This is a genomic window from Leptothoe sp. PORK10 BA2, assembly GCF_034932105.1.
Taxonomy (GTDB): domain Bacteria; phylum Cyanobacteriota; class Cyanobacteriia; order Phormidesmidales; family Phormidesmidaceae; genus Leptothoe.
Map to the genome: position 1 here is coordinate 1 of NZ_JAYGIG010000001.1, position 19,794 is coordinate 19,794.

Annotated in this window: 17 protein-coding genes; 10 read left to right on the top strand and 7 right to left on the bottom strand. The window is 52.8% G+C overall.

Annotated elements, in window-relative coordinates:
• The first annotated feature begins 323 nt into the window (after nucleotides 1-323).
• Nucleotides 324-878 (top strand): PTPA-CTERM sorting domain-containing protein, encoded by a 555-nt coding sequence (locus VB741_RS00005; RefSeq protein WP_323363075.1) that lies wholly within the window; start codon nucleotides 324-326, stop codon nucleotides 876-878.
• Nucleotides 879-1,097: 219 nt separating this feature from the next.
• Here VB741_RS00005 and clpB read toward each other — a convergent pair whose 3' ends face one another.
• The gene (clpB, locus tag VB741_RS00010; RefSeq protein ID WP_323363076.1) at nucleotides 1,098-3,704 is read right to left on the bottom strand and encodes an ATP-dependent chaperone ClpB; all 2,607 of its coding nucleotides are present in this window, start codon (nucleotides 3,702-3,704) and stop codon (nucleotides 1,098-1,100) included.
• 338 nt (nucleotides 3,705-4,042) lie between these two features.
• Here clpB and VB741_RS00015 point away from each other — a divergent pair, with 338 nt between their 5' ends.
• Nucleotides 4,043-5,134, top strand: a complete 1,092-nt coding sequence (locus tag VB741_RS00015; protein WP_323363077.1) for a YihY/virulence factor BrkB family protein — start codon at nucleotides 4,043-4,045, stop codon at nucleotides 5,132-5,134.
• A gap of 70 nt (nucleotides 5,135-5,204) precedes the next feature.
• On the opposite strand, the gene VB741_RS00020 is transcribed toward VB741_RS00015, so the two are convergent.
• Nucleotides 5,205-6,002 carry an MOSC domain-containing protein gene (locus VB741_RS00020; protein WP_323363078.1) on the bottom strand — a complete coding sequence of 266 codons (798 nt, stop codon included), beginning with the start codon at nucleotides 6,000-6,002 and terminating at the stop codon, nucleotides 5,205-5,207.
• A gap of 109 nt (nucleotides 6,003-6,111) precedes the next feature.
• On the opposite strand from VB741_RS00020, the gene VB741_RS00025 reads away from it, so the two are divergent.
• The 4 genes from VB741_RS00025 to cysK all read left to right on the top strand — a co-directional run bounded on the left by VB741_RS00025 (nucleotide 6,112) and on the right by cysK (nucleotide 8,987).
• Entirely contained in the window at nucleotides 6,112-6,597 is a 486-nt protein-coding gene (locus VB741_RS00025) for a 2TM domain-containing protein (protein WP_323363079.1), read from the top strand.
• Between the two features lie 430 nt (nucleotides 6,598-7,027).
• On the top strand, nucleotides 7,028-7,459 hold the full coding sequence (locus tag VB741_RS00030; protein ID WP_323363080.1) for a (2Fe-2S) ferredoxin domain-containing protein: 432 nt from the start codon (nucleotides 7,028-7,030) through the stop codon (nucleotides 7,457-7,459).
• Between the two features lie 109 nt (nucleotides 7,460-7,568).
• Complete coding sequence (locus tag VB741_RS00035; RefSeq protein ID WP_323363081.1) at nucleotides 7,569-8,003, top strand: RrF2 family transcriptional regulator; 435 nt, start codon at nucleotides 7,569-7,571, stop codon at nucleotides 8,001-8,003.
• A 21-nt stretch (nucleotides 8,004-8,024) separates the two neighbouring features.
• A complete protein-coding gene (cysK, locus tag VB741_RS00040) occupies nucleotides 8,025-8,987 on the top strand; it encodes a cysteine synthase A (RefSeq protein ID WP_323363082.1) in 963 nt (320 codons plus the stop codon).
• Between the two features lie 24 nt (nucleotides 8,988-9,011).
• Here the strand turns inward: cysK and cobS are convergent, their stop codons facing one another.
• Nucleotides 9,012-9,800: an adenosylcobinamide-GDP ribazoletransferase gene (gene cobS, locus VB741_RS00045; RefSeq protein ID WP_323363083.1), complete on the bottom strand. Its 789-nt coding sequence runs from the start codon at nucleotides 9,798-9,800 to the stop codon at nucleotides 9,012-9,014.
• A 320-nt stretch (nucleotides 9,801-10,120) separates the two neighbouring features.
• Here cobS and VB741_RS00050 point away from each other — a divergent pair, with 320 nt between their 5' ends.
• The 3 genes from VB741_RS00050 (at nucleotide 10,121) to VB741_RS00060 (ending at nucleotide 12,002) form a co-directional block, all read left to right on the top strand.
• Nucleotides 10,121-10,576, top strand: a complete 456-nt coding sequence (locus VB741_RS00050) for a hypothetical protein (RefSeq protein WP_323363084.1) — start codon at nucleotides 10,121-10,123, stop codon at nucleotides 10,574-10,576.
• A gap of 77 nt (nucleotides 10,577-10,653) precedes the next feature.
• Nucleotides 10,654-11,772: a tRNA guanosine(34) transglycosylase Tgt gene (tgt, locus tag VB741_RS00055; protein ID WP_442786254.1), complete on the top strand. Its 1,119-nt coding sequence runs from the start codon at nucleotides 10,654-10,656 to the stop codon at nucleotides 11,770-11,772.
• A gap of 92 nt (nucleotides 11,773-11,864) precedes the next feature.
• Nucleotides 11,865-12,002: a photosystem II reaction center protein K gene (locus tag VB741_RS00060; protein ID WP_215619641.1), complete on the top strand. Its 138-nt coding sequence runs from the start codon at nucleotides 11,865-11,867 to the stop codon at nucleotides 12,000-12,002.
• A 295-nt stretch (nucleotides 12,003-12,297) separates the two neighbouring features.
• On the opposite strand, the gene VB741_RS00065 is transcribed toward VB741_RS00060, so the two are convergent.
• From VB741_RS00065 to VB741_RS00075, 3 genes are all read right to left on the bottom strand, one after another.
• Nucleotides 12,298-12,756, bottom strand: a complete 459-nt coding sequence (locus tag VB741_RS00065) for a hypothetical protein (protein WP_323363086.1) — start codon at nucleotides 12,754-12,756, stop codon at nucleotides 12,298-12,300.
• Nucleotides 12,757-12,939: 183 nt separating this feature from the next.
• Nucleotides 12,940-13,149 carry a hypothetical protein gene (locus VB741_RS00070; RefSeq protein ID WP_323363087.1) on the bottom strand — a complete coding sequence of 70 codons (210 nt, stop codon included), beginning with the start codon at nucleotides 13,147-13,149 and terminating at the stop codon, nucleotides 12,940-12,942.
• Between the two features lie 111 nt (nucleotides 13,150-13,260).
• On the bottom strand, nucleotides 13,261-14,874 hold the full coding sequence (locus VB741_RS00075; RefSeq protein ID WP_323363088.1) for a serine/threonine-protein kinase: 1,614 nt from the start codon (nucleotides 14,872-14,874) through the stop codon (nucleotides 13,261-13,263).
• Between the two features lie 634 nt (nucleotides 14,875-15,508).
• Here VB741_RS00075 and pheT point away from each other — a divergent pair.
• Nucleotides 15,509-17,932, top strand: a complete 2,424-nt coding sequence (gene pheT, locus VB741_RS00080) for a phenylalanine--tRNA ligase subunit beta (protein ID WP_323363089.1) — start codon at nucleotides 15,509-15,511, stop codon at nucleotides 17,930-17,932.
• A 24-nt stretch (nucleotides 17,933-17,956) separates the two neighbouring features.
• On the opposite strand, the gene mrdA is transcribed toward pheT, so the two are convergent.
• Nucleotides 17,957-19,786: a penicillin-binding protein 2 gene (mrdA, locus tag VB741_RS00085; RefSeq protein ID WP_323363090.1), complete on the bottom strand. Its 1,830-nt coding sequence runs from the start codon at nucleotides 19,784-19,786 to the stop codon at nucleotides 17,957-17,959.
• Between the last annotated feature and the right edge of the window lie 8 nt (nucleotides 19,787-19,794).

The window sequence follows — 19,794 nt, forward strand, 5'->3', positions numbered from 1 at the left end:
ATGTTCTGCCGTATTCGCGGTTACCTATCCACTCTACGCAAACAGGGGCATAACGTTCTGGATGCCCTCATGGGATTGTTCTCTGGAAACCCTATAACTCTCCTACCCCAGCCTGAGTAGTTACAAATTAAGTGAGAAACCTATATCCGGATAAAATAGAAAAAAATTGAGAAACCTATATCCGGACAAAATAAAAAAATAAATGAAAACCCTATAAAAACAAAAAAGAGGTTAAATTCCGCCATCTCTGACCTTTTTTCCCAATAAATTCCCTTTTTCAGGTTAGGTTATTGTGCATTAAGGTTATATTTTTTGGCAATGAAATGAATCAGCTCCCTACTTTTATCGGATTAGCCGCTGCAAGCCTACTAGCATTTTCTGCGTCTCCTGCCTCTGCCGGTCAATTTACGGGCTCCTATGATTTTGGTGGCCCGGCCACAAATGGGGATATTTTCAGGTTTGAGTTTGATGGTACGGTTAATGGCAATTTAATAGAGAACGTATCTAACCTGGGAAATTTTTCTTTGGGTGGGGCTCCCATTTTTGAACCAGACAATCCTGGTTTTGTTGTGGTTCCTACGCCTTCGTCCACTGAAAACACCCTTTCTTTTGATGGGGTTGGTTCTAATTTTCTTGCATTAGTAAACTTAAATCCTAGTGATTTTAGAGGTTTTGGTTTTAGTTTTGGTAGTGGTGAGGCAAAGTTGTCTTTTTCTGAAAATACTGGTGGTTTTTTGGTAGAAAGTTTTGATCCAAACCAGTTTTCGGTTATTGATACCACCACCGCCATTCCTTCGCCAGCCCTACTCCCAGGCCTCATCGGCATGGGCTTCGCCGCCATCCGCAAACGCAATCTAGCCCAGTCCGACGAAGCATAGAAAACGTAGGTGGGGTGAGCTGTGAGAATTTTATAGCCACCCTGATGACGTTGCAGGGTGGCTATCTTTTTGGCCGCTTTCCTAACAGCTCCGCCACCCTCCCCACCAGTATCCTCACCCATCATTCGATCTCTCCTAAACCCAGCACATCGAACCACCACCATAAAAAAGGGAGGATGAACAATACCCACCCTCCCAATAACAAAATTCAATCAACCACTAAACAGCTACTTTCGCCTTAAACATCAGTCGCTCATTCTCCACATCAACCACAATCGTGTCGCCACCCTTGTAGTCGCCTCGCAGAATTCCCTTCGCCAGAGGCGTCTCCAAGTCTCGCTGGATCGCGCGATTCAGCGGGCGGGCCCCATACACCGGGTCATGTCCCGCCTCTGCCACAAAGTCTAAAGCCTCTTCCGATATCGCCAGCCCCAGCTTCTGCTCCGCTAGACGCTTCTCCAAAGCCTTCACCTGCAGTTTCACAATCTCTCGCAGCTGAGACTTCTGCAAACTGTGGAAGATAATCATCTCATCCACCCGGTTCAGAAACTCAGGACGGAAGCTAGAACGCAAGGACTCCATCACCCGATTGCGCATCTCCTCATAGCGACTGTCATCCCCAGCTACATCCAGAATGTACTGGGAGCCGATATTACTAGTCATGATGATCACCGAGTTCTTAAAGTCCACGGTGCGACCTTGGGAGTCAGTCACGCGACCATCATCAAGAATTTGTAGCATGATGTTGAACACATCTGGGTGAGCCTTCTCGATCTCATCGAAGAGAATCACGGAATAGGGACGCCGTCGCAAGGCCTCGGTCAGCTGACCGCCCTCGTCGTACCCCACATACCCCGGAGGCGCACCAATCAACCGAGACACGGCATGTTTTTCCATGTATTCCGACATGTCAATGCGGACAATGGCTTCTTCCGTATCAAACAGATAGCTGGCCAGGGCCTTGGCCAATTCTGTTTTACCCACCCCCGTGGGACCTAAGAAGATAAAACTGGCGGTGGGACGATTGGGGTCGGCCAACCCGGCGCGCGATCGTTGAATGGCATCGGCCACCGCCACCACGGCTTCATCCTGGCCAATCACCCGCTCATGGAGTTCATCTGCCAGGTGCAACAGTTTGGCCATTTCCGACTGCACTAGCTTGCTAATGGGAATGCCGGTCCATTTGGAAATAATCTCGGCAATATCCTCCTCAGTGACTTCTTCCCGCAGCAGCGTATGGCCGCTGGACTGGGATTCGGCCAGCTTTTTCTCTGCCTGGGAAACTTGTTCCTGGAGCTCGGTGAGTTTACCGTACTTGAGTTCGGCAGCTCGGTTATAGTCGTAGTCTCGCTCCGCTTGGGCCACTTCAATATTGACCCGATCAATCTCTTCCTTAATCACCTGGATTTGATCGATGCCATCTTTTTCTGACTGCCATTGGGCATTGAGGGTGCTTTGTTCCTCTTTTAGATTGGCCAGTTCCCGCTCTAGGCGATCCAGACGCTCAACCGACCCCGCATCGGTTTCATTCTTGAGAGAGAGGCGTTCCATCTCTAGCTGCAAAATCTTGCGGTCGACCTCGTCTAGCTCTTCTGGCTTGGAGGTGATCTCCATTTTTAGTTTGGCCGCCGCTTCATCCATCAAGTCAATGGCCTTGTCGGGCAAAAAGCGATCGCTAATGTAGCGAGTTGACAAAGTCGCCGCCGCCACTAACGCATTGTCCGCAATGGTGACACCATGGTGCAGCTCATAGCGTTCCTTGAGACCCCGCAGAATGGAAATGGTATCGGGGACCGTGGGTTGATCAACATAGACCTGCTGAAACCGACGCTCTAGGGCAGCATCTTTTTCTATATATTGCCGGTACTCGTCTAGGGTGGTGGCCCCAATGCAGCGCAGTTCGCCCCGGGCTAGCATGGGCTTGAGCAGGTTGCCCGCATCCATGGCCCCCTGGGTAGCTCCAGCACCGACCACAGTGTGAATTTCGTCAATAAATAGTACGATCTGCCCTCGGGAGTCGGTGACTTCTTTGAGAACGGCTTTTAGTCGTTCTTCAAATTCACCCCGATATTTGGCTCCGGCAATTAGGGCGCCCATATCTAGGGCAATCAGTTTGCGATCGCGCAGCGACTGGGGCACATCATTATTAATAATCCGCTGGGCCATGCCCTCAGCAATGGCCGTTTTACCCACCCCCGGCTCACCGATCAGGACCGGGTTATTCTTGGTCCGGCGGGACAAAATCTGAATCGTACGGCGGATTTCGTCGTCTCGACCGATCACCGGATCCAGCCGTCCCTCCCGCGCATATTCAGTCAGGTCACGGCCATATTTCTCTAGCGCTTCGTATTTACCTTCAGGGTTTTGATCTGTCACCTTTTGATGGCCTCGTACATTTTCAACAGCGGTCTTCAGCTGCTTGGCGTTGATCTTCGCCTCCCGCAGCAGGGCTTTCCCAAAGCGATCATCCTCTGGATAGCCCAGCACCAAATGCTCAATGGAAATGTAATCGTCGTCAAAATCTTTGCGAAATGCTTCAGCGCGGTCTAGCAGAGTATTCAGAGAACGCCCTAAATATACGGTGTCGCTCTGCCCTTTGATCTGGGGTTGCTTACGCAAAAATGCTTGGGTGGCGCTGCGCAGGTCCCCCACGGAAGCCCCCGCCTTTTGCAAAATCCGACTGGCCAACCCATCTTCGTCTAACAGAGCCAGCATCAGATGTTCAGTTTCAATCTGCTGGTGTTGCCACTGTTTGGCTAGATCGGTGGTGGTTGCGATCGCAGCCCAGGCCCGTTCCGTAAACTGATTTGGATTTGATGGTTGCATAAGCCCAGCCTCCCGTTGCATGTGCGCTTGCATGTGCGCCTGTTTGCATTCTAGGCACAGACCCACCCATGGGGTGATCGGTGTTCCCCCTAACAGAAGGTGGGTATTGCCGCCCATGGGGCCACATACCTAGCCCACAAAACTTCAAAAGTTATATAAGGTCACTAAAAATAGTGTCATCTTACCCGTAACGGCTAAGGGCAAGCGGGTATGTTACAAATAGGGGCTGATGGGCTGCAGCCAAGATTTCTAAGATTCTAAGATTCTTAAGTGGATCGAGTGGATCGATCGATGGAAATCTGTATCTTGAAAAGATGAGTGTTGACTAGCTAGACGTTTTGCCAAACCTTCCCCCACGAGAGACTGGGCCGCTGCATTCTGCGCTGCGTCAGACGCTATATTCCACCTACTGCGAGCAGCAACCGCTACGACGGATCTCGCGGACATTTTCGCCGCTCGAATTTCTGCGTTTTCTCAGTTATATCAACATCCGCACCGTCAAATCCGTAGTGCGATCCACGCTCCAGCGCCGCCTGCCCAGTTTAGCCTCCGAAATGGCCTACAATGCCATGCTGGGCTTGTTTCCTGGCATCCTAGCCCTGCTGACAGCCATTGGTCTAGTCAACTCCCTAAAAAATACCTTCACTCGGCTGGCCATGAACCTGGGAGAGATTGCCCCAGGAGCCGTGAACGATCTGATCCAAAATTTCGCCAATGAAGTCAGCGCCGGGGAAAACAAAGGCCTATTTTCCATCAGTTTTGTTATTTCCCTGTGGGCCTCCTCCGGAGCCATCAGCGCCGCCATGCGGGCCCTAGACGAAATCCATCAGATTCCTGTCGAACAGCGACGACCCTTTTGGAAAGCCCGACTGCTCTCCATCGGTCTCACCATTGGCACCATCATGCTGCTGATGATCGCCTCCTACCTCGTCTTTATTAGCGCCGGGGTGATCAAACTCGTAGCCCAACAGAGTGGAGGCAGCGTTGGCGTTTGGGTGCTGCGAATTTGGGAATTGCTCACTTGGCCGCTGGCCCTGGGCATTGTGTCGTCCGCCTTTGCCTTTGTCTATCGGTTTGGTCCCAGCCGCTGGACTCGGGGCAAACCCCTGATGCCAGGGGCCGTCCTCGCCGCCCTATCCTGGGCGCTATTATCTGCCTCATTTCGCCTCTATGTGGCCCAATTTGGCAACTACAACAAGGTTTACGGTGCCATTGGTACGGTAATTATTTTGCTGCTGTGGTTATTTCTCACCTCCCTGGTCATGCTGATCGGCGACCAACTGAATGTCACCGTCGGCGAACTGATGATCCACAGCCCGCGCGTGCCCCTAAGCAGACCCAAACGGAAAGGCTCCCAACCGGGGCCTAACCCCTCTAGCAAACTACCTAGCCTAGATAAATCCACCATCAACAAAGATAAACACCGTTAGGGTGAGCCATATCCCCCATCCCATGGCTGTCCCCACCGCCAACAGCCATGGCCTGCCCACCCGCCAAAATTCAAGCCAATATTTCCACAACATCTCCCACCTGCACTATCCCCTCACCCTGGGCGATTAAATTTTGACCAAACCAAATCGCATGGTCCCAACGCCGATAGGTGGCTAAGGTCTTCAAAGGCTCCTTTCCCTGTTCCCCCGTCGATTGCTCTACCCCTGGCACAGAGCAACGGGAGCAGGCTTTAGCTACATCAAAGACGATGTTGCCAATTTTAATGTGCCGCCAGGTATCCTCGGCAAAGGCATCACAGCCCTTCACCACCAAGTTGGGGCGAAACCGGTTCATGGGCACCGACTGCGCCAAACGTCCGTTGAGATCCGCCAGGGACGCTTCTGAAATGAGCAGAAACGGATAGGCATCGGCAAAGCTATTGGGCAAATCAAAACGGCCATGGTCCACAGGACGATGGGTACTCTCCGGCATATACACCAGCTGACAGCCCACCCCCAAAAAATCACTCAGCCACTGGGCGGCCTCATCCCCCATGGAACAGGCCATGCAGTCATCGCCCCACACATCCACGGCCACCATCGCCCCAGGTGTGGGCACCAGCGGCAGCTCCAGGGCAGGGATGTGATGGTTAGCAATAGTCAGCCGTAGGGTCTCTCCGACAGAAACCTGAATCAGGGCCATTTGGGGAAATTTACGCTGGGTCAGAAATTGGCCGTTGCGATCGCACACCATCCAACGCCGATCGTGCATCAGTCCCCGGGCCGTTACCAGGGACTGGTCTAACGTAATCCCCGCCGCCGATTTAATCGGATAGGTATGCAAGCCGCTCAGGGTGATCAAAGCCATCACAATTCTCCTAAGGACGGTTATCCCGCCAAGGATACCCCTGGTTCAACCGTCGTAAAATTATCTATAACATTAGGATAGGCCGACAAAATTGACCCACAGCAGCGCCATGGATAAGCTCTATGCAATGGAAGACGCCCAACGGATTTTGCAACTTGCGATCGCGCAGGAAACCGAATCGGGTGAACTCTCCCGCCAACAGCTGCTAGAAATCGCCGAAGAACTCAACATCAGCCCCGCCACCTTAAAAACAGCTGAGCAAGAGTGGCAGATCATGAAAGGACAAGCCGAAGACCACCGTCTTTTCCAACAGCAGCGTAGACAGAAACTCCAAAGTCAGCTCGTGCGCTATGGCATTGTCATCAGCTTTTTAGTCTTAATCGATGCCGTCACCGTCGGTGGCACCGTCCTCGGTCACCTCGGATTTTCCCTCTACGTTGCCCTGTTCTGGGGCCTGGGCCTATCGCTCAAAGCCTGGCGTACGCTACAAACCTCAGGGGAACGCTATGACCGCGACCTGAACAAATGGCGACGCAAGCGCACAGTACAACAGACTCTCAACGGTGTGGTCAATCGTTTTTTAGGCTCTGCCTAGCCGCTCCATCTAAACGAAAATCCTAGACAAAAATCCAACCCACTAGCTGCCACGGCGTTGTCCATCGGGCCCAGCTCCAGCCTGGTCGTTTTCCCGTCGGTCTGGCAACGGGCTTAAAACTCGGGCTTAAAACTCGTGCTAAAACCGAGTTCAAGGCCGAGTTTTAAGCTGACATAAAGTTTTAATCAAGTTATTTGTGGCCGATCACAACAGACAAAAACTGTTACAAAGCCTACAACCAACGCAGGTCAACGCCAGTCATCGTCAAAAAAGTAATCTCACCAAAGCTAGAAGCATCAACGGTCAGGCTATTTTTTATAAACTTTCCTTGTAGATGCCAAAATCAGTTGCACTTCTTGGACAATCCTGCAATGATATGAGACACAAGGTTGGTTGTGTGTTCCCTTGGTTTCACTAAATAGCTGCGGATATGATTGATTTAGCTCTCTCATACCCGCAGCTATTTAGCTTTAAAATAGTCCTGCGCCAGCCCATGGAAAAATTGCCACCGGATAGCCCAGCGAACCCGCCACCCCCCCAGCGCCGCTTTATTCAAGTTTGCCAATATCGCAGCTGTCAACGGTTTGACTCAGACGCCGTACTCACTGCCTTAAAACAGTACGCTAGCCCTGACCTCATGGTGGCTGCCAGTGCTTGCCTCGGCCAGTGCGGCTCAGGCCCCACCGTCAGAGTTGTCCCAGACAATGTTTGGTACTGCCGGGTCCGCCCCAACGACGCCGATGAAATCTGTGCTCAGCATATTGAACAAGGCAAGCCCGTTCAACGGCTGTTACATCCTCGATTCCATCCCGATTACAACCGACTAATGCAGCGCTTAGCATCCCTAGGGGAAACCGTATAATTCACCCACCAACCCCTCCCTTTCCCCTTTTCATCCCATTGCCCAAATAAATATACATTCCCCACTGGAGAACCGGAGTATACTAAGAGGGTTGCAGCTACAACGCCCTGTGGAACTCTCCTGCAAAAGTGAATACGCCCTCCTAGCCCTGGTGGAACTTAGCCTGAGCTACGCCAAGGGTGAACCCTTGCAAATTCGCCAAATCGCCACCCAGCAAAATATTCCCGATCGCTATCTCGAACAGCTATTGGCCACCCTCCGTCGTGGCGGGTTTGTGAAAAGCCAACGCGGCGCCAAGGGGGGATACTTGCTCGCCCAAGCCCCGTGGAATGTCATGCTGCTGGACATTGTGAATTGTATCGAAGGTCTAGAAAATAAGGACAATGGGAGCGATGCTGTACTGACAACGGAGCGACAGGTTGTTCGGGGGGTATGGCAAGAGGTCCAGGAAGCAGCTAGAACTGTGCTGTCTGCCCATACCCTGCAAGACCTAGTGGATCAGTGCAATGCTAAGCACCAAGTAGATTTGATGTATTACATTTAGCGCATCGGGGAATGGCTAGCCATGCGGATCGCCCAAAACATTACTGAACTAGTGGGTCGCACCCCCTTAGTTCAACTTAATCGCATTCCTCAACATGAGGGCTGCGTAGCTCAACTTGTCCTCAAACTGGAGGGCATGAATCCCTCCGCTTCAGTCAAGGACAGAATTGGCGTCAATATGATTGCCACCGCCGAAGCCGCTGGCCAAATCGAGCCGGGTAAAACCACCCTGGTGGAGCCCACCTCCGGCAATACGGGCATTGCCCTGGCGATGGTATCAGCGGCCAAAGGCTATCGATTGATTTTGACCATGCCAGAAACCATGAGCGCCGAGCGTCGGGCCATGCTGCGGGCCTACGGGGCTGAGTTAGAGCTCACCCCTGGGCATGAGGGCATGGCGGGCTGCATTCAGCGGGCTCAGCAGATTGTAGAATCCATCCCCAATGCCTACATGCTGCAGCAGTTTCGCAACCCGGCCAATCCAGACATCCATCGTCGCACCACGGCCACAGAAATCTGGCAGGACACCGATGGACAGGTGGACTTTTTAGTATCAGGAGTGGGCACTGGCGGCACCATTACCGGCATTAGTGAGGTGCTCAAACGCCACAAAACCACGTTTAAAACCATTGCCGTCGAACCCGCCAACAGCCAGGTGCTCACCGGGGGCAAGCCAGGCCCCCATAAAATTCAAGGCATTGGGGCTGGCTTTGTGCCGGAGGTACTCCAGGTAAACCTGATTGATGAAGTAATCGCCGTCAGTGACGAGGATGCGATTTCTTTTGGCCGCCGTCTGGCCAAGGAAGAAGGGATTCTATCGGGAATTTCTAGTGGTGCAGCCCTATGTGCGGCCATTGAGGTGGGTCGTCGGCCTGAAAACGCAGGCAAATTAATCGTGGTGATTCAACCTAGCTTTGGGGAGCGCTATCTGAGTACCCCCCTATTTCAAGATCCGTCCCTAACGTCCCTAGCCGACCCCCATTAGGGATTCCATCCAAAGCAATCACAGCTACGCCAGCACACCTGCCAAGCCAACCAGCACAGCCACCTCCACCCACTCAACCAGAGCACCATAGGTATCTCCGGTGTGGCCCCCTAGCCGCTGGTTCAGCCAGTGCGCCACCCACCAAGAACTGATCACCCCTAGAGCCACCGCTGTCAGTCCAGCCCACCAGGGCAGCCACCCCAGAGCTACTGTCAACGCCGTCCACCCCATCAGACCCATCAGCCAGGGCAATGTGTGCCAGCGGGAGGGCAGGGCCTGTTTGTGAAATGCGCCTTTACCCTCTGGTTTGAGATAGGCATAGCTACCGATGGCCCATTGCTGTCCCCAACGGCCCCAAGCAGCGGCGGATAAAAGGGCAAACCAGCGATGGTGGGTCATGGCTGCCAAGGCTGTGGTTTTGAGCAGGACAATAGCGATCGCAACCATCACCCCAAAGGCCCCAGAACGACTGTCCGCCATCACCCCCAACCGTCGCCCAGGGTCTTGCACCGCTAACCCATCCGCCGTATCCATCGCCCCATCCAAATGCAGCCCTCCGGTCAGCCATACCCCGACTAAAACAACCAAAGTACTCCGCAATAAAGGGGGCAACCCCAGCCCCAAGAGCCCATCCACCCCGGTCAACAGCCCCCCCAAAGCCAGGCCCACGCCGGGGGCTAACCAGGCAATTTTGTCAAATGCCACCGGCCATGCTGGGGGTAAGGGTAAGCAGGAATAGAACAAAAAAGCTCCATTTAACAAAGCCCACTGCCGATGAATAGCCTGGCAAACAGCCTGAATCCACAGCCCCATACGATAGCCCCATACAGTGCCTCAAAAATACCTAGAATGCCTCAAAAAGCATAACAGCAGTGCATTTGAGGAATTTACTCAGCTCAAAAAACCTAGACAAACATACCTAGAGCAATTAATGATCAGTATTCTGGCCGAAGGCAGTACGAATTTCTGCTGAAATAATTATGAAGACAAGCAGCAATAACCCAGGAAAAAGATTATTTTCACCTTGGACGTTCCAAATAATCAGATTTCATCTATCTTGAATATAGATCGCCTAAGCCTCGGTGTTTTACGGGCCCACTGCTGACTTTAAGCGCCCATCTACCGATCCTGTTATGAGTTATAAACCTTCAAGAAATTCTCTCCCAGCCCCCTGCCTTGTCGATACGGGCACCATCATCAACAAGAAAGATATGGTGCGCATTCTTCAGCATGTGGGACGTGTCCGGTATATCCATTTTCAAGAAGAACAAGTCCTTAAACAGGGCGAAGGATATGTAGTTGAGGTGTTTAACGATCCTCAGCAGTCAACCATTGTGGCCAATAGCAGCCTTTATCTCAACGTCACCAGCTTTGATTACATGGAAATGGATCAGACAGACAGTAATCAGCCCTGTTTCGATCTGGTTCAAGACAATCGCCGCCTGCGCATCCTGCCCTTATCCAACCCCCTGACGGAACGTAGCAGCTGTGGCCTCAATGACGCCACCCTAGAGGCCATGTTAGTGGAAACCCTCACCGCCAGATGGGATGCCTGTTTGGACGATGAAAGTAATCATTTTCCTCACTAGTCGGGTTGTGCCCGCTGTCCCAAATCGAGTAGGGTTTCTTCACAACCGCACCTTGAGGACAGCGCTAACCGTTGGCTATTAAGCATTTCACCTTTGAACACCAAGCATCCTGCTCCCACACTCAGGCTAGAGCAGGCACGTTTCACACCCCCCATGGTCCAGTCCATACGCCACGGTTCATGCCCGTGGGTACACTGGCTAATGTCAAAACCGTAACTCCCGCTCAGCTGCATGACACCGGGGCCCAGATGGTGCTAGCCAACACCTACCACCTACATCTGCAGCCCGGCGAAGATTTAGTGGCCGAAGCGGGGGGCCTGCATAAATTTATGGCCTGGCCTGGCCCAATGCTGACTGACTCCGGAGGCTTTCAGGTATTTAGCCTGAGTAACATGCGCACCATTGCCGAAGAGGGGGTTACCTTTCGCTCCCCCCGAGATGGTCGGATCATCCACATGGGCCCCGAAGAATCCATCCGCATCCAAAATCAGCTGGGGGCAGATGTCGTTATGGCCTTTGATGAGTGCCCCCCCTACCCAGCGACCCGGGAGGCAGTGGAGGCTGCAACTCAACGCACCTACCGCTGGCTCAAGCGCTGCATCAACACCCACCAGCGGAGCGACCAAGCATTATTTGGCATCGTGCAAGGGGGCGTTCACCTGGATTTACGCCAGGCGGCTGCCGAGCAGTTAGTTCAGCTTGATCTGCCCGGTTATGCCATCGGCGGTGTCAGTGTTGGCGAACCCCCTGAACTGATTGAAAAAATTGTTCAGGCCACCACTCCCCTCCTGCCCCCAGATAAACCCCGCTACCTAATGGGGGTGGGGACTTATCGTGAAATGGCCCAAGCCATTGCCGCTGGTATGGATCTGTTTGACTGCGTCATTCCCACTCGATTTGCCCGCCACGGAGCAGCCCTGGTACAAGGGGAACGCTGGAATCTCAAAAATTCAAAATTTCGCCGAGACCTCAAACCCTTAGATGAAACCTGTCCCTGCTATACCTGCCAAAACTTTACCCGCGCCTATCTGTGCCATCTCATCCATGCCCACGAACTCCTGGCCTACACCCTCATATCCATCCACAACATCACCGAGCTAATTCGCTTCACCCAGGCCATTCGTGAAGCAATTTTACAAGATCAGTTTGCCGCAAAATTTCAAGCCTGGCTAGAGCCCTCTAGCAATAACGGTTAGAAAGGATTTCAACAAAGCTTAGACAGACCCACATCATGTTAAGATGTGAGTCAATTATTGAAGCAAACTATCGCAAACGTAGAGAGGTTTTCATGGACGCGGTCCTACTGTTAGCTAAACTCCCCGAAGCTTATCAAGCATTTGCTCCTCTGGTAGATATTTTGCCTATCCTACCAGTCTTTTTCTTGTTGCTGGCCTTTGTTTGGCAGGCTTCCGTTGGCTTCCGTTAAGGTGGCGGTTATCTAAACTGTTATCTGACATGAAAGACCTCCTAGGGTCGCCCGTTGTCGAACGTAAATTGGCTTTTTAGGTTAACTAAAGTTGTCTTTTGCGATCGCACCCTCAACACACTCACTAAACCAATTTCATAACAAAAAGGAAGCACCCTGTAATCGGGATGCTTCCTTTTTGTTATGTCTGTTAGCTGATAACTGAGGAACCTATAAATTCAACCAGGAGCTGGTTCAGCAGGAGGTGGCAATCACTGGAGTCAGCGCGGTGACACCCCTGTCTAGACACCCCTGCCTAAAGGGTCATGTGGGTGTACTTATGCTGTTTAACATTATCTTCAGCAGTGACATTGTGGGAAGCATTCAAAATGCGCTTCTTTTCCGTCGTAAAGTTCATCTCAGAAAATTCCTGGCCATGGGGAACCATATCCTGAATTTCGGCCTTAGTTTGATAGGTTCTGGCAGCAGCCAAGGCCCGTTCGACAAAATCCTCACAAAACTGAACATCCGCCGCCAACGGTATATGGGCTGATGACGGCTGATCATCTTTAACCACCTCCCCCAGCCGCAGACTATAAAGGGTTTTATAGGACGTCGGCACCCCTTTAAGCAGCGCTTCAAAATAGGCAGACGGCACCGGCTCTAGCACTTTGACCGGCAACACCTCACCGTCCTGTTTTGTAAAGCAATGGGCGACACCAACAATTACGTAGTCGCTGTCTGATAGCGCAGCTGGCACAGAAGAAAAAGTCATAATTGCCTGGAACGATTTTGATAGCTTTACCAGACCCAATCCTAACGCCCTAAAGCTAGGGACAGATGATTATGGCTGAATCCGTCATAAAACCCCATGAGCCTTAATGTTTGGCAATCCTGAACTAGATACATCAGCCCACACCAAAAAATTTAGGCGGTGACTGAACCCAGGCAAAACCAATCAATCAATAGAGATAGTTTGTGGCCCTTTGCCAGCGTTGTCGTCGTCGTTGCTACTGCTAGAAACATCAGCCCCTTGATTCTCCAGCCAGCTTTTAACGGGGTCATCCGCCAAGTTCAGCTTTAGCAGACCGGAGGCAAACCCACCGAAAAAGGCCAAAGGCTGCCCTAAAATCTCCTGCACCAGGGGTGTCAGCTCGTCGAGAAACATAAGATTAACAGACTGTTACAAAATACCTTAGTTATCCTAACGCGGTGATGGAAAAACCGGGGCACAATCACCGGAAATGCTTAAGACTGTAAATGTGTTCTAAAACAATAGCTACCGGAGACCTCGGCGACCGCTGGGATAGATCGTATTCCAGTTCGTTTTGGCCTCCGTCAACTGCCGATCAGTCAGCTTAGCCCCAGTCAAATCAGCCCCACACAAGTTCGCCCCCTTGAGATTTGCTCCGGTAAAATTACAGCGGGCCAGGTTTGCCCCCCGCAGATCGCAATTTTCCACATTGGCCTCCCCAAGGTAGGCATTGGGTAATTTGGCATTTTTAAAATTGCATTGGCGTAAATCTGCTTTACTCAGATTCACATTAGTTAAATCAGCCCCTTGTAAGTTACAGCCCGCCAGCTGAGCCCCGGCAAAACTGGCGCCGCTCAGGGCCATCCGCTGTAAGTTAAGCCGAGCTAGAGGCTGCATCGAAAAATCACGATGTCCCCGACGGTAAGCATTATGTAACGCTTCGGGGGTGATTTTTTTGCCATTTCCAGAAAACGGGCCGGACTGACTAGAACTACTGGATAGTAAATTGCCGGAGGGTCGCCGGGGCGACACTGGGGAAGGTTTCGTATGCTGACGTCGCTCCCGGCGAGCCCGAATAGCGGCCGCCATCCGAGCCGATGGAGATACCCCCTCCTGGGAATCGTCTAACCCTAATACTGCCGCCGTATCATCACTGTTAAACAATGGCTGGCTGGAGGGCTCCACATCCTTCGGCACAGTCGTCGGAATCGCCATATTTTGGGCCAGACTATTTAGGTAGGGCTCTAAATCCAGATCCCTGAGAATCGCATCAGCAGAGCTATATCGATGCCGCACCGATATTTCCAACATTTTGCTCAAGACCCCCGCAAAGTGATCGCTCACCTTGACGTGCTGCTGCCATAGGATTTCCCCAGATTGAGGATCGTAGGACATTTCCTTGGGGGATTTGGCCGTTAGCAAATAGAGGCAGGTGACCCCAATGGCATAAATGTCACTGGCATAGACCGGCCGCATGGCCATTTGCTCAGGTGGCGCATATCCGGGTGTGCCCACGGCATAAGCCGTTAAGGCCGTATGCCCGGATTCTTCAGTAGATTTGACCGGATTGACTTTATCTTTAACTGCACCAAAATCAATCAGCACCAATCGCTTATCGGCATCGCGGCGAATCAGATTAGCGGGTTTGATATCTCGATGAATAACTTGATTGCGGTGAATGTACTGCATCACTGGCAGCACTTCGCTCAAAAATTGCTTTGTCCCCGCCTCACTAAACGCGCCTCGGGTTTTGACCTCTTTTTGCAGGGTGGCTCCGTGGATGTATTCCTGGACCAGAAAAAAGTCTGTCCCGGCTTCAAAATAATCCAGCAGACGCGGCAACTGAGGATGATTGCCAATTTTTCCCAGGATCTTAGCTTCCCGAGCAAATAGATCCCGTGCCATTTGCATCACATGGGGAGATTCCGCCGTTGGATGCAGCTGCTTGATCACACAGGGAGGACAACCGGGTAACCCCTCGTCATGGGCCAAAAATGTAGTGCCGAAACCGCCCTTGCCTAATGCGCCACTGACACGATAGCGATCGCGCAGCAATAGGTCCGCTCCACAAGCCAAACATTGTCTGGCCGTAGACGGATTTTTAGGGCTAGGACAATCTGATTTAATGCAGTAGGTCATGTAGCTTTAGCCACCCTGCTCACATATCTATGACTGGGGCTAGATTTAACTATGGCAAGACATTTCAAAACGATTGGGCAGGAAACGACCCTTCACCATCAATCCATCCAAAATAAAAGCGATTGAAACTCGCGCTGTAATATTCAATTACTTTGCAATCCTCAGCCATCAGACATTAGTGATGGAATAGGTACGATTCTTCTAATAGCTTAATTTTATTCCGTCCCAATGCTAAATATTTCCCAGATTGGTCCTCACAGGATGCGCATCAGCCTCAAAGCAATATTGCTGATCGGACGATGATATTTAAATTTATTTATTATCTTTATTATCTTATCCAATAATCTGTGTGGTCATTAGCAATTTAAGAATTGACACCTTTCCAAGCCAAAGGATTGAGCCTAGCTTGAGCAATTGATGGAGAGATTCTCTGAACCTAAAACGACGCGCTCAAACAAACGGATGACCATGACTGAATTGAGCGGATAATATTGATCGATTAACCGGACACTGGTCATCTTTCTTTCAGTTCCAAGCATCCCGAGGTTCAGCAACGGCCACGGATTAAAGCGAAGCTTCAACGGTAGAATAATTTCGGTCTTTTGCTAATTACTACCCTTTTAACCCAGGCTCCATGCGCATTTCTGTCAACTGGCTCAAAGAATTTGTCGATCCACAGTTAACACCTGAGGCCATTGGTGACGCCTTAACCATGGCTGGGTTTGAAGTGGAAGATATGGAGGAACGTCACAGCTGGGCGGATGGTGTAGTCGTGGGTCGGGTGATCGATCGGCAGCCCCACCCCGATGCGGACAAACTCAGCGTATGTACCGTTGATATTGGGGCGGAAGAACCCTCCACCATTGTCTGTGGGGCCGCCAATGTGAGGGCGGATATTTTTGTCGCCGTGGCGCAGGTGGGCACCTACTTACCCCAGGTGGACTTGAAGATTAAGCCCCGTAAGGTGCGGGGTGTGCTTTCGGCGGGCATGATTTGCTCCCTAGCAGAGCTGGGTTTAGGCAAGGATGCAGCAGGTATTCACATTTTTGAGCAGCCTGATTTGCAGCTTGGACAGGATGTTCGGCCTTTACTGGGACTCAATGACACCATCTTGGACCTATCCTCCACCGCCAATCGAGCCGATGCCCTGAGTATGGTGGGCATTGCCCGTGAGGTGGCGGCGATTACGGGGGCCAAGCTAACATTGCCGATGACCGATGGGGCTGCCCCTGGGAAAGCCCAGGGGCGGGTTGCGATCGCCCTGTCAGATCCTAAAGCCTGTCCCATTTACATTGGCACCATCCTAGAGCAGGTGACCATTGGGCCATCCCCCGCCTGGCTCCAGCAGCGCCTAGAAGCCGCAGGCACCCGCTCCATCAACAACGTGGTGGACATTACTAACTATGTGCTGCTGGAATGGGGGCAACCGCTCCATGCCTTCGATTTAGATCGGCTGAGCCAGGGGGCTAACACCACCGTCAGCGTCAGGTTTGGTCAGCCTGGCGAAACCCTCCGGACCCTGGATGGCCAAGACCGCACCCTCAAGGCGGAAACCCTAGCTATCACCGCCAATGATGTCCCCGTTGCCTTGGCGGGGGTGATGGGTGGGGCAGAGTCGGAAGTCCATGGCGGCACCCAAAATGTCTTTCTAGAGGCAGCCTTTTTTGATTCGGCGGTGATTCGGCGCTCGGCCCGGAGCCAAGGATTACGCACCGAAGCCTCGGCTCGCTACGAGCGAGGGGTCAATCCGGCAGAGCTATCACTGGCAGCAAATCGCGCCATCCAGCTCATGGTGGAACTGGCCGATGCCAAGGTCACCCACCAGCAGGATGAACGTACCGAGGTGGGTAAAATCACCCCCATGCGCCAGGTGGGTCTACGGCTGGAACGGGTGCGCCACATCCTGGGTAACTATGTTGCCGACGACGGCATCCCAACGGCCCTGGCTGCAGCGGATGTGGAAGATACCCTGACTCGCCTGGGGTGTAGTTTGGCCGCCGAGGGGGACGGGGTGTGGACGGTGACCGTGCCCGCCTATCGCTATCGCGATTTAGAGCGGGAGATTGACCTGATCGAAGAAGTCGCTCGTCTCTTTGGCTATAACCGGTTTGATCATACCCTGCCCCAACAGACCGCCCGAGGACAGCTCTCGCCAGAGGCGGCCTTGGCCCGACAGGTCAGGTATGCCTTTCGCGGTGCCGGTCTGACGGAGGTGTTGCACTACTCTTTGACTAATCCAGGCCCCCAAAAAGTGGTGCTGGAAAACCCCCTCTTTACTGAGTATTCTGCTCTGCGCTCCGACCTACTGACAGGCTTAATTGACGGCTTTCAGTTCAATTTAGAACAGGGCAATGGTCCCTTGAATGCCTTTGAAATGGGTCATATCTTCGTCAATGAAGCCGGTGAGCTGAATGAGTATGAACGGGTGGGGGGTATTTTGGGAGGCAATGCGGCCCAGGGCCAATGGAGCGGACGCACCGCCCCCATGTCCTGGTACGAAGCCAAGGGCATCCTCGAAACCGTATTTCAGCAGGTGGGTCTACAGGTAGAGTATCGCGCTGATTCAGCAGACGACCGGCTCCACCCTGGCAGAACCGCCTCCCTGTGGGTGCGGGGTCGCACCAGGCTGGGTACCTTTGGCCAACTGCATCCCCGGCTGCGCCAAGAACGGGACCTGCCGGAGGAGGTCTATGGCTTTGAACTGGATTGGGATGCGATCGCAACCTGCCTCGGCAGCGACCGATTCCGCGCCCCCATCTTCAAGGGCTATTCCACCTATCCTGGCTCTGACCGTGACATTGCCTTCTATGCCCCGATGGATGTTCCCGTGGCGGATCTAGAAAAGCTCATTGCCCGCACCGGGGGCCAGCTCCTGGAAAAGGTGATTCTGTTTGATCAGTACAAGGGCCAGGGGGTGCCCACTGGCCAGCGGAGCCTGGCCTTTCGCATGTTTTATCGGTCTAGCGATCGCACCCTCACCGATCAGGACATCGACCCCCTCCAGGACAAAATCCGAGCCGCCCTGGAGAAAAGATTCAAAGTTAGTCTGCGCAGTTAAGGTTAGCCGCCGCCGTTAAACAATTTAGCCAGCCGACGGTGGCTCCGGTGGCTGCTCCTCCTGCTTTTCCTTCGGCGGCCCATTAAAGTAAACCTCTAAAATCTCTTTCACCATGGGGGCCGCAAAGGCACCGCCGCCCCCCCCGGAATGCTCCCCAAAGGCCACCACCACCACCTCTGGCTTTTCAAAGGGGGCATAGGCCCCAAACCAGGTGTGGTTTTCAAAGGGCGGTGCTTCCGCCGTACCACTCTTACCGGCAGGGTTGGGAATGGTCGGCACATTGAGCCGGGTACCGGTGCCGCTGGTCACCACCTTCCGCAGCCCCTCTTGAATGACTTTGACCGTAGCTGGCTGCATGCCCACGGATTTTTTCCATTGTTTAGACTCAGCCCCATCCAGCAAAAGGTGGGGAGTAACCAGGTAGCCACCGTTGGCCGCCACCGCAAACATCACCGCCGTTTGCAATGGGGTCACCTGCATAAACCCCTGACCAATGGTCATATTGATCGTATCGCCCAGATACCATTCTTCTCCAAACATCTCCTGCTTCCAAGCCTCATCGGGCACTAGCCCCGGAGACTCCTCGGTGACCAGTTCAATGCCGGTTTTCGCCCCGAGACCATATTTACGCATCCACTCAATTAGGGGTTCATGGCCCATCCTCATGCCCACCTGGTAGAAAAAGGTATCGCTACTCCATTGCAGGGCACCGGCAAAACCCAGGGGACCAAATCCGGCGTTATTCCAATCCCAAAATACAATGCCTCCAGCGTTAATGTTGGGAAAGGTGGACAACACTGTATCGGCAGAAAAAGTGCCCGACTCAATCCCGGCAGTGGTGGTGATGATCTTAAAGGTACTGGCGGGGGGATAGGCCTGGAGGGCACGGTTTAGAAACGGATTGCCACGACTGTTGAGCTGCTCCCACTGGGCCTGGGTAATGCGGGTGGAAAAGATATTAGGGTCAAAGGTGGGGCGGCTGACCATAGCCAAAATAGCCCCATCGCGGGGGTCCATGGCTACAATGGCACCATTTTTCTCCCCCAGGGCCTTTTCCGCCGCCTTTTGCAGCTCCAGATCTAAAGTCAGGCGAATGTTTTGCCCCGCCTCCGGGGGTTTCTCCCCCATGATGCTCAGCACATTGCCCGCACTGTCCACCTCCACCTGTTGGCCCCCCCACACCCCCCGCAGCAATGGCTCAAAGGACTTCTCAGAACCCATTTTGCCAATGATGTCACCGAGGCGATAGTTTTCACCATTATCGGCAAACTCGTCATATTCTTCCTCGTCAATTTCCCCCGTGTAGCCAATCACATGGGCAGCTAAATCCCCATTGGGATAGCTGCGAATGGCTTCTGCTTCCACCCGTACACCGGGCAATTCGGAGGCATATTCTGCTAGGGCGGTGGTTTGGGCGGGGCTGAGGCCGCGTGCGATCGCAATGGACTGGGTGGACTCATAGCCCGCCGATGCAATCCGCTGCTGAATCTCCTCGATGGGGATTTCCAGCAATTGGGCTAGGCGCTGTACCACCTGATCCCGTTGCTCCACCGGCAGGGCAATCGGCCAGATTGATACCGAATGGGACAGACGACTGCCCGCCAAAATCTTGCCATTGCGGTCAAACATCGTGCCCCGAGCCGGTCGTCGAGGGAGTAGCAAAATCCGGTTTTCTTCCGCTAGCTCACGGTTGCGATCTCCCTCCACCAGCTGCAGGTAAAACAACCGGCTGCCAATTCCCCCCAACATGACCAAGGACAGCACAATCATCATGATCATTGACTGGTACTGACGACCAACAGTGCGTCCTCCCTTGTTATCAGCCTGGGATGCGGGATATTGAAAAAAGGCCATGATTGGGG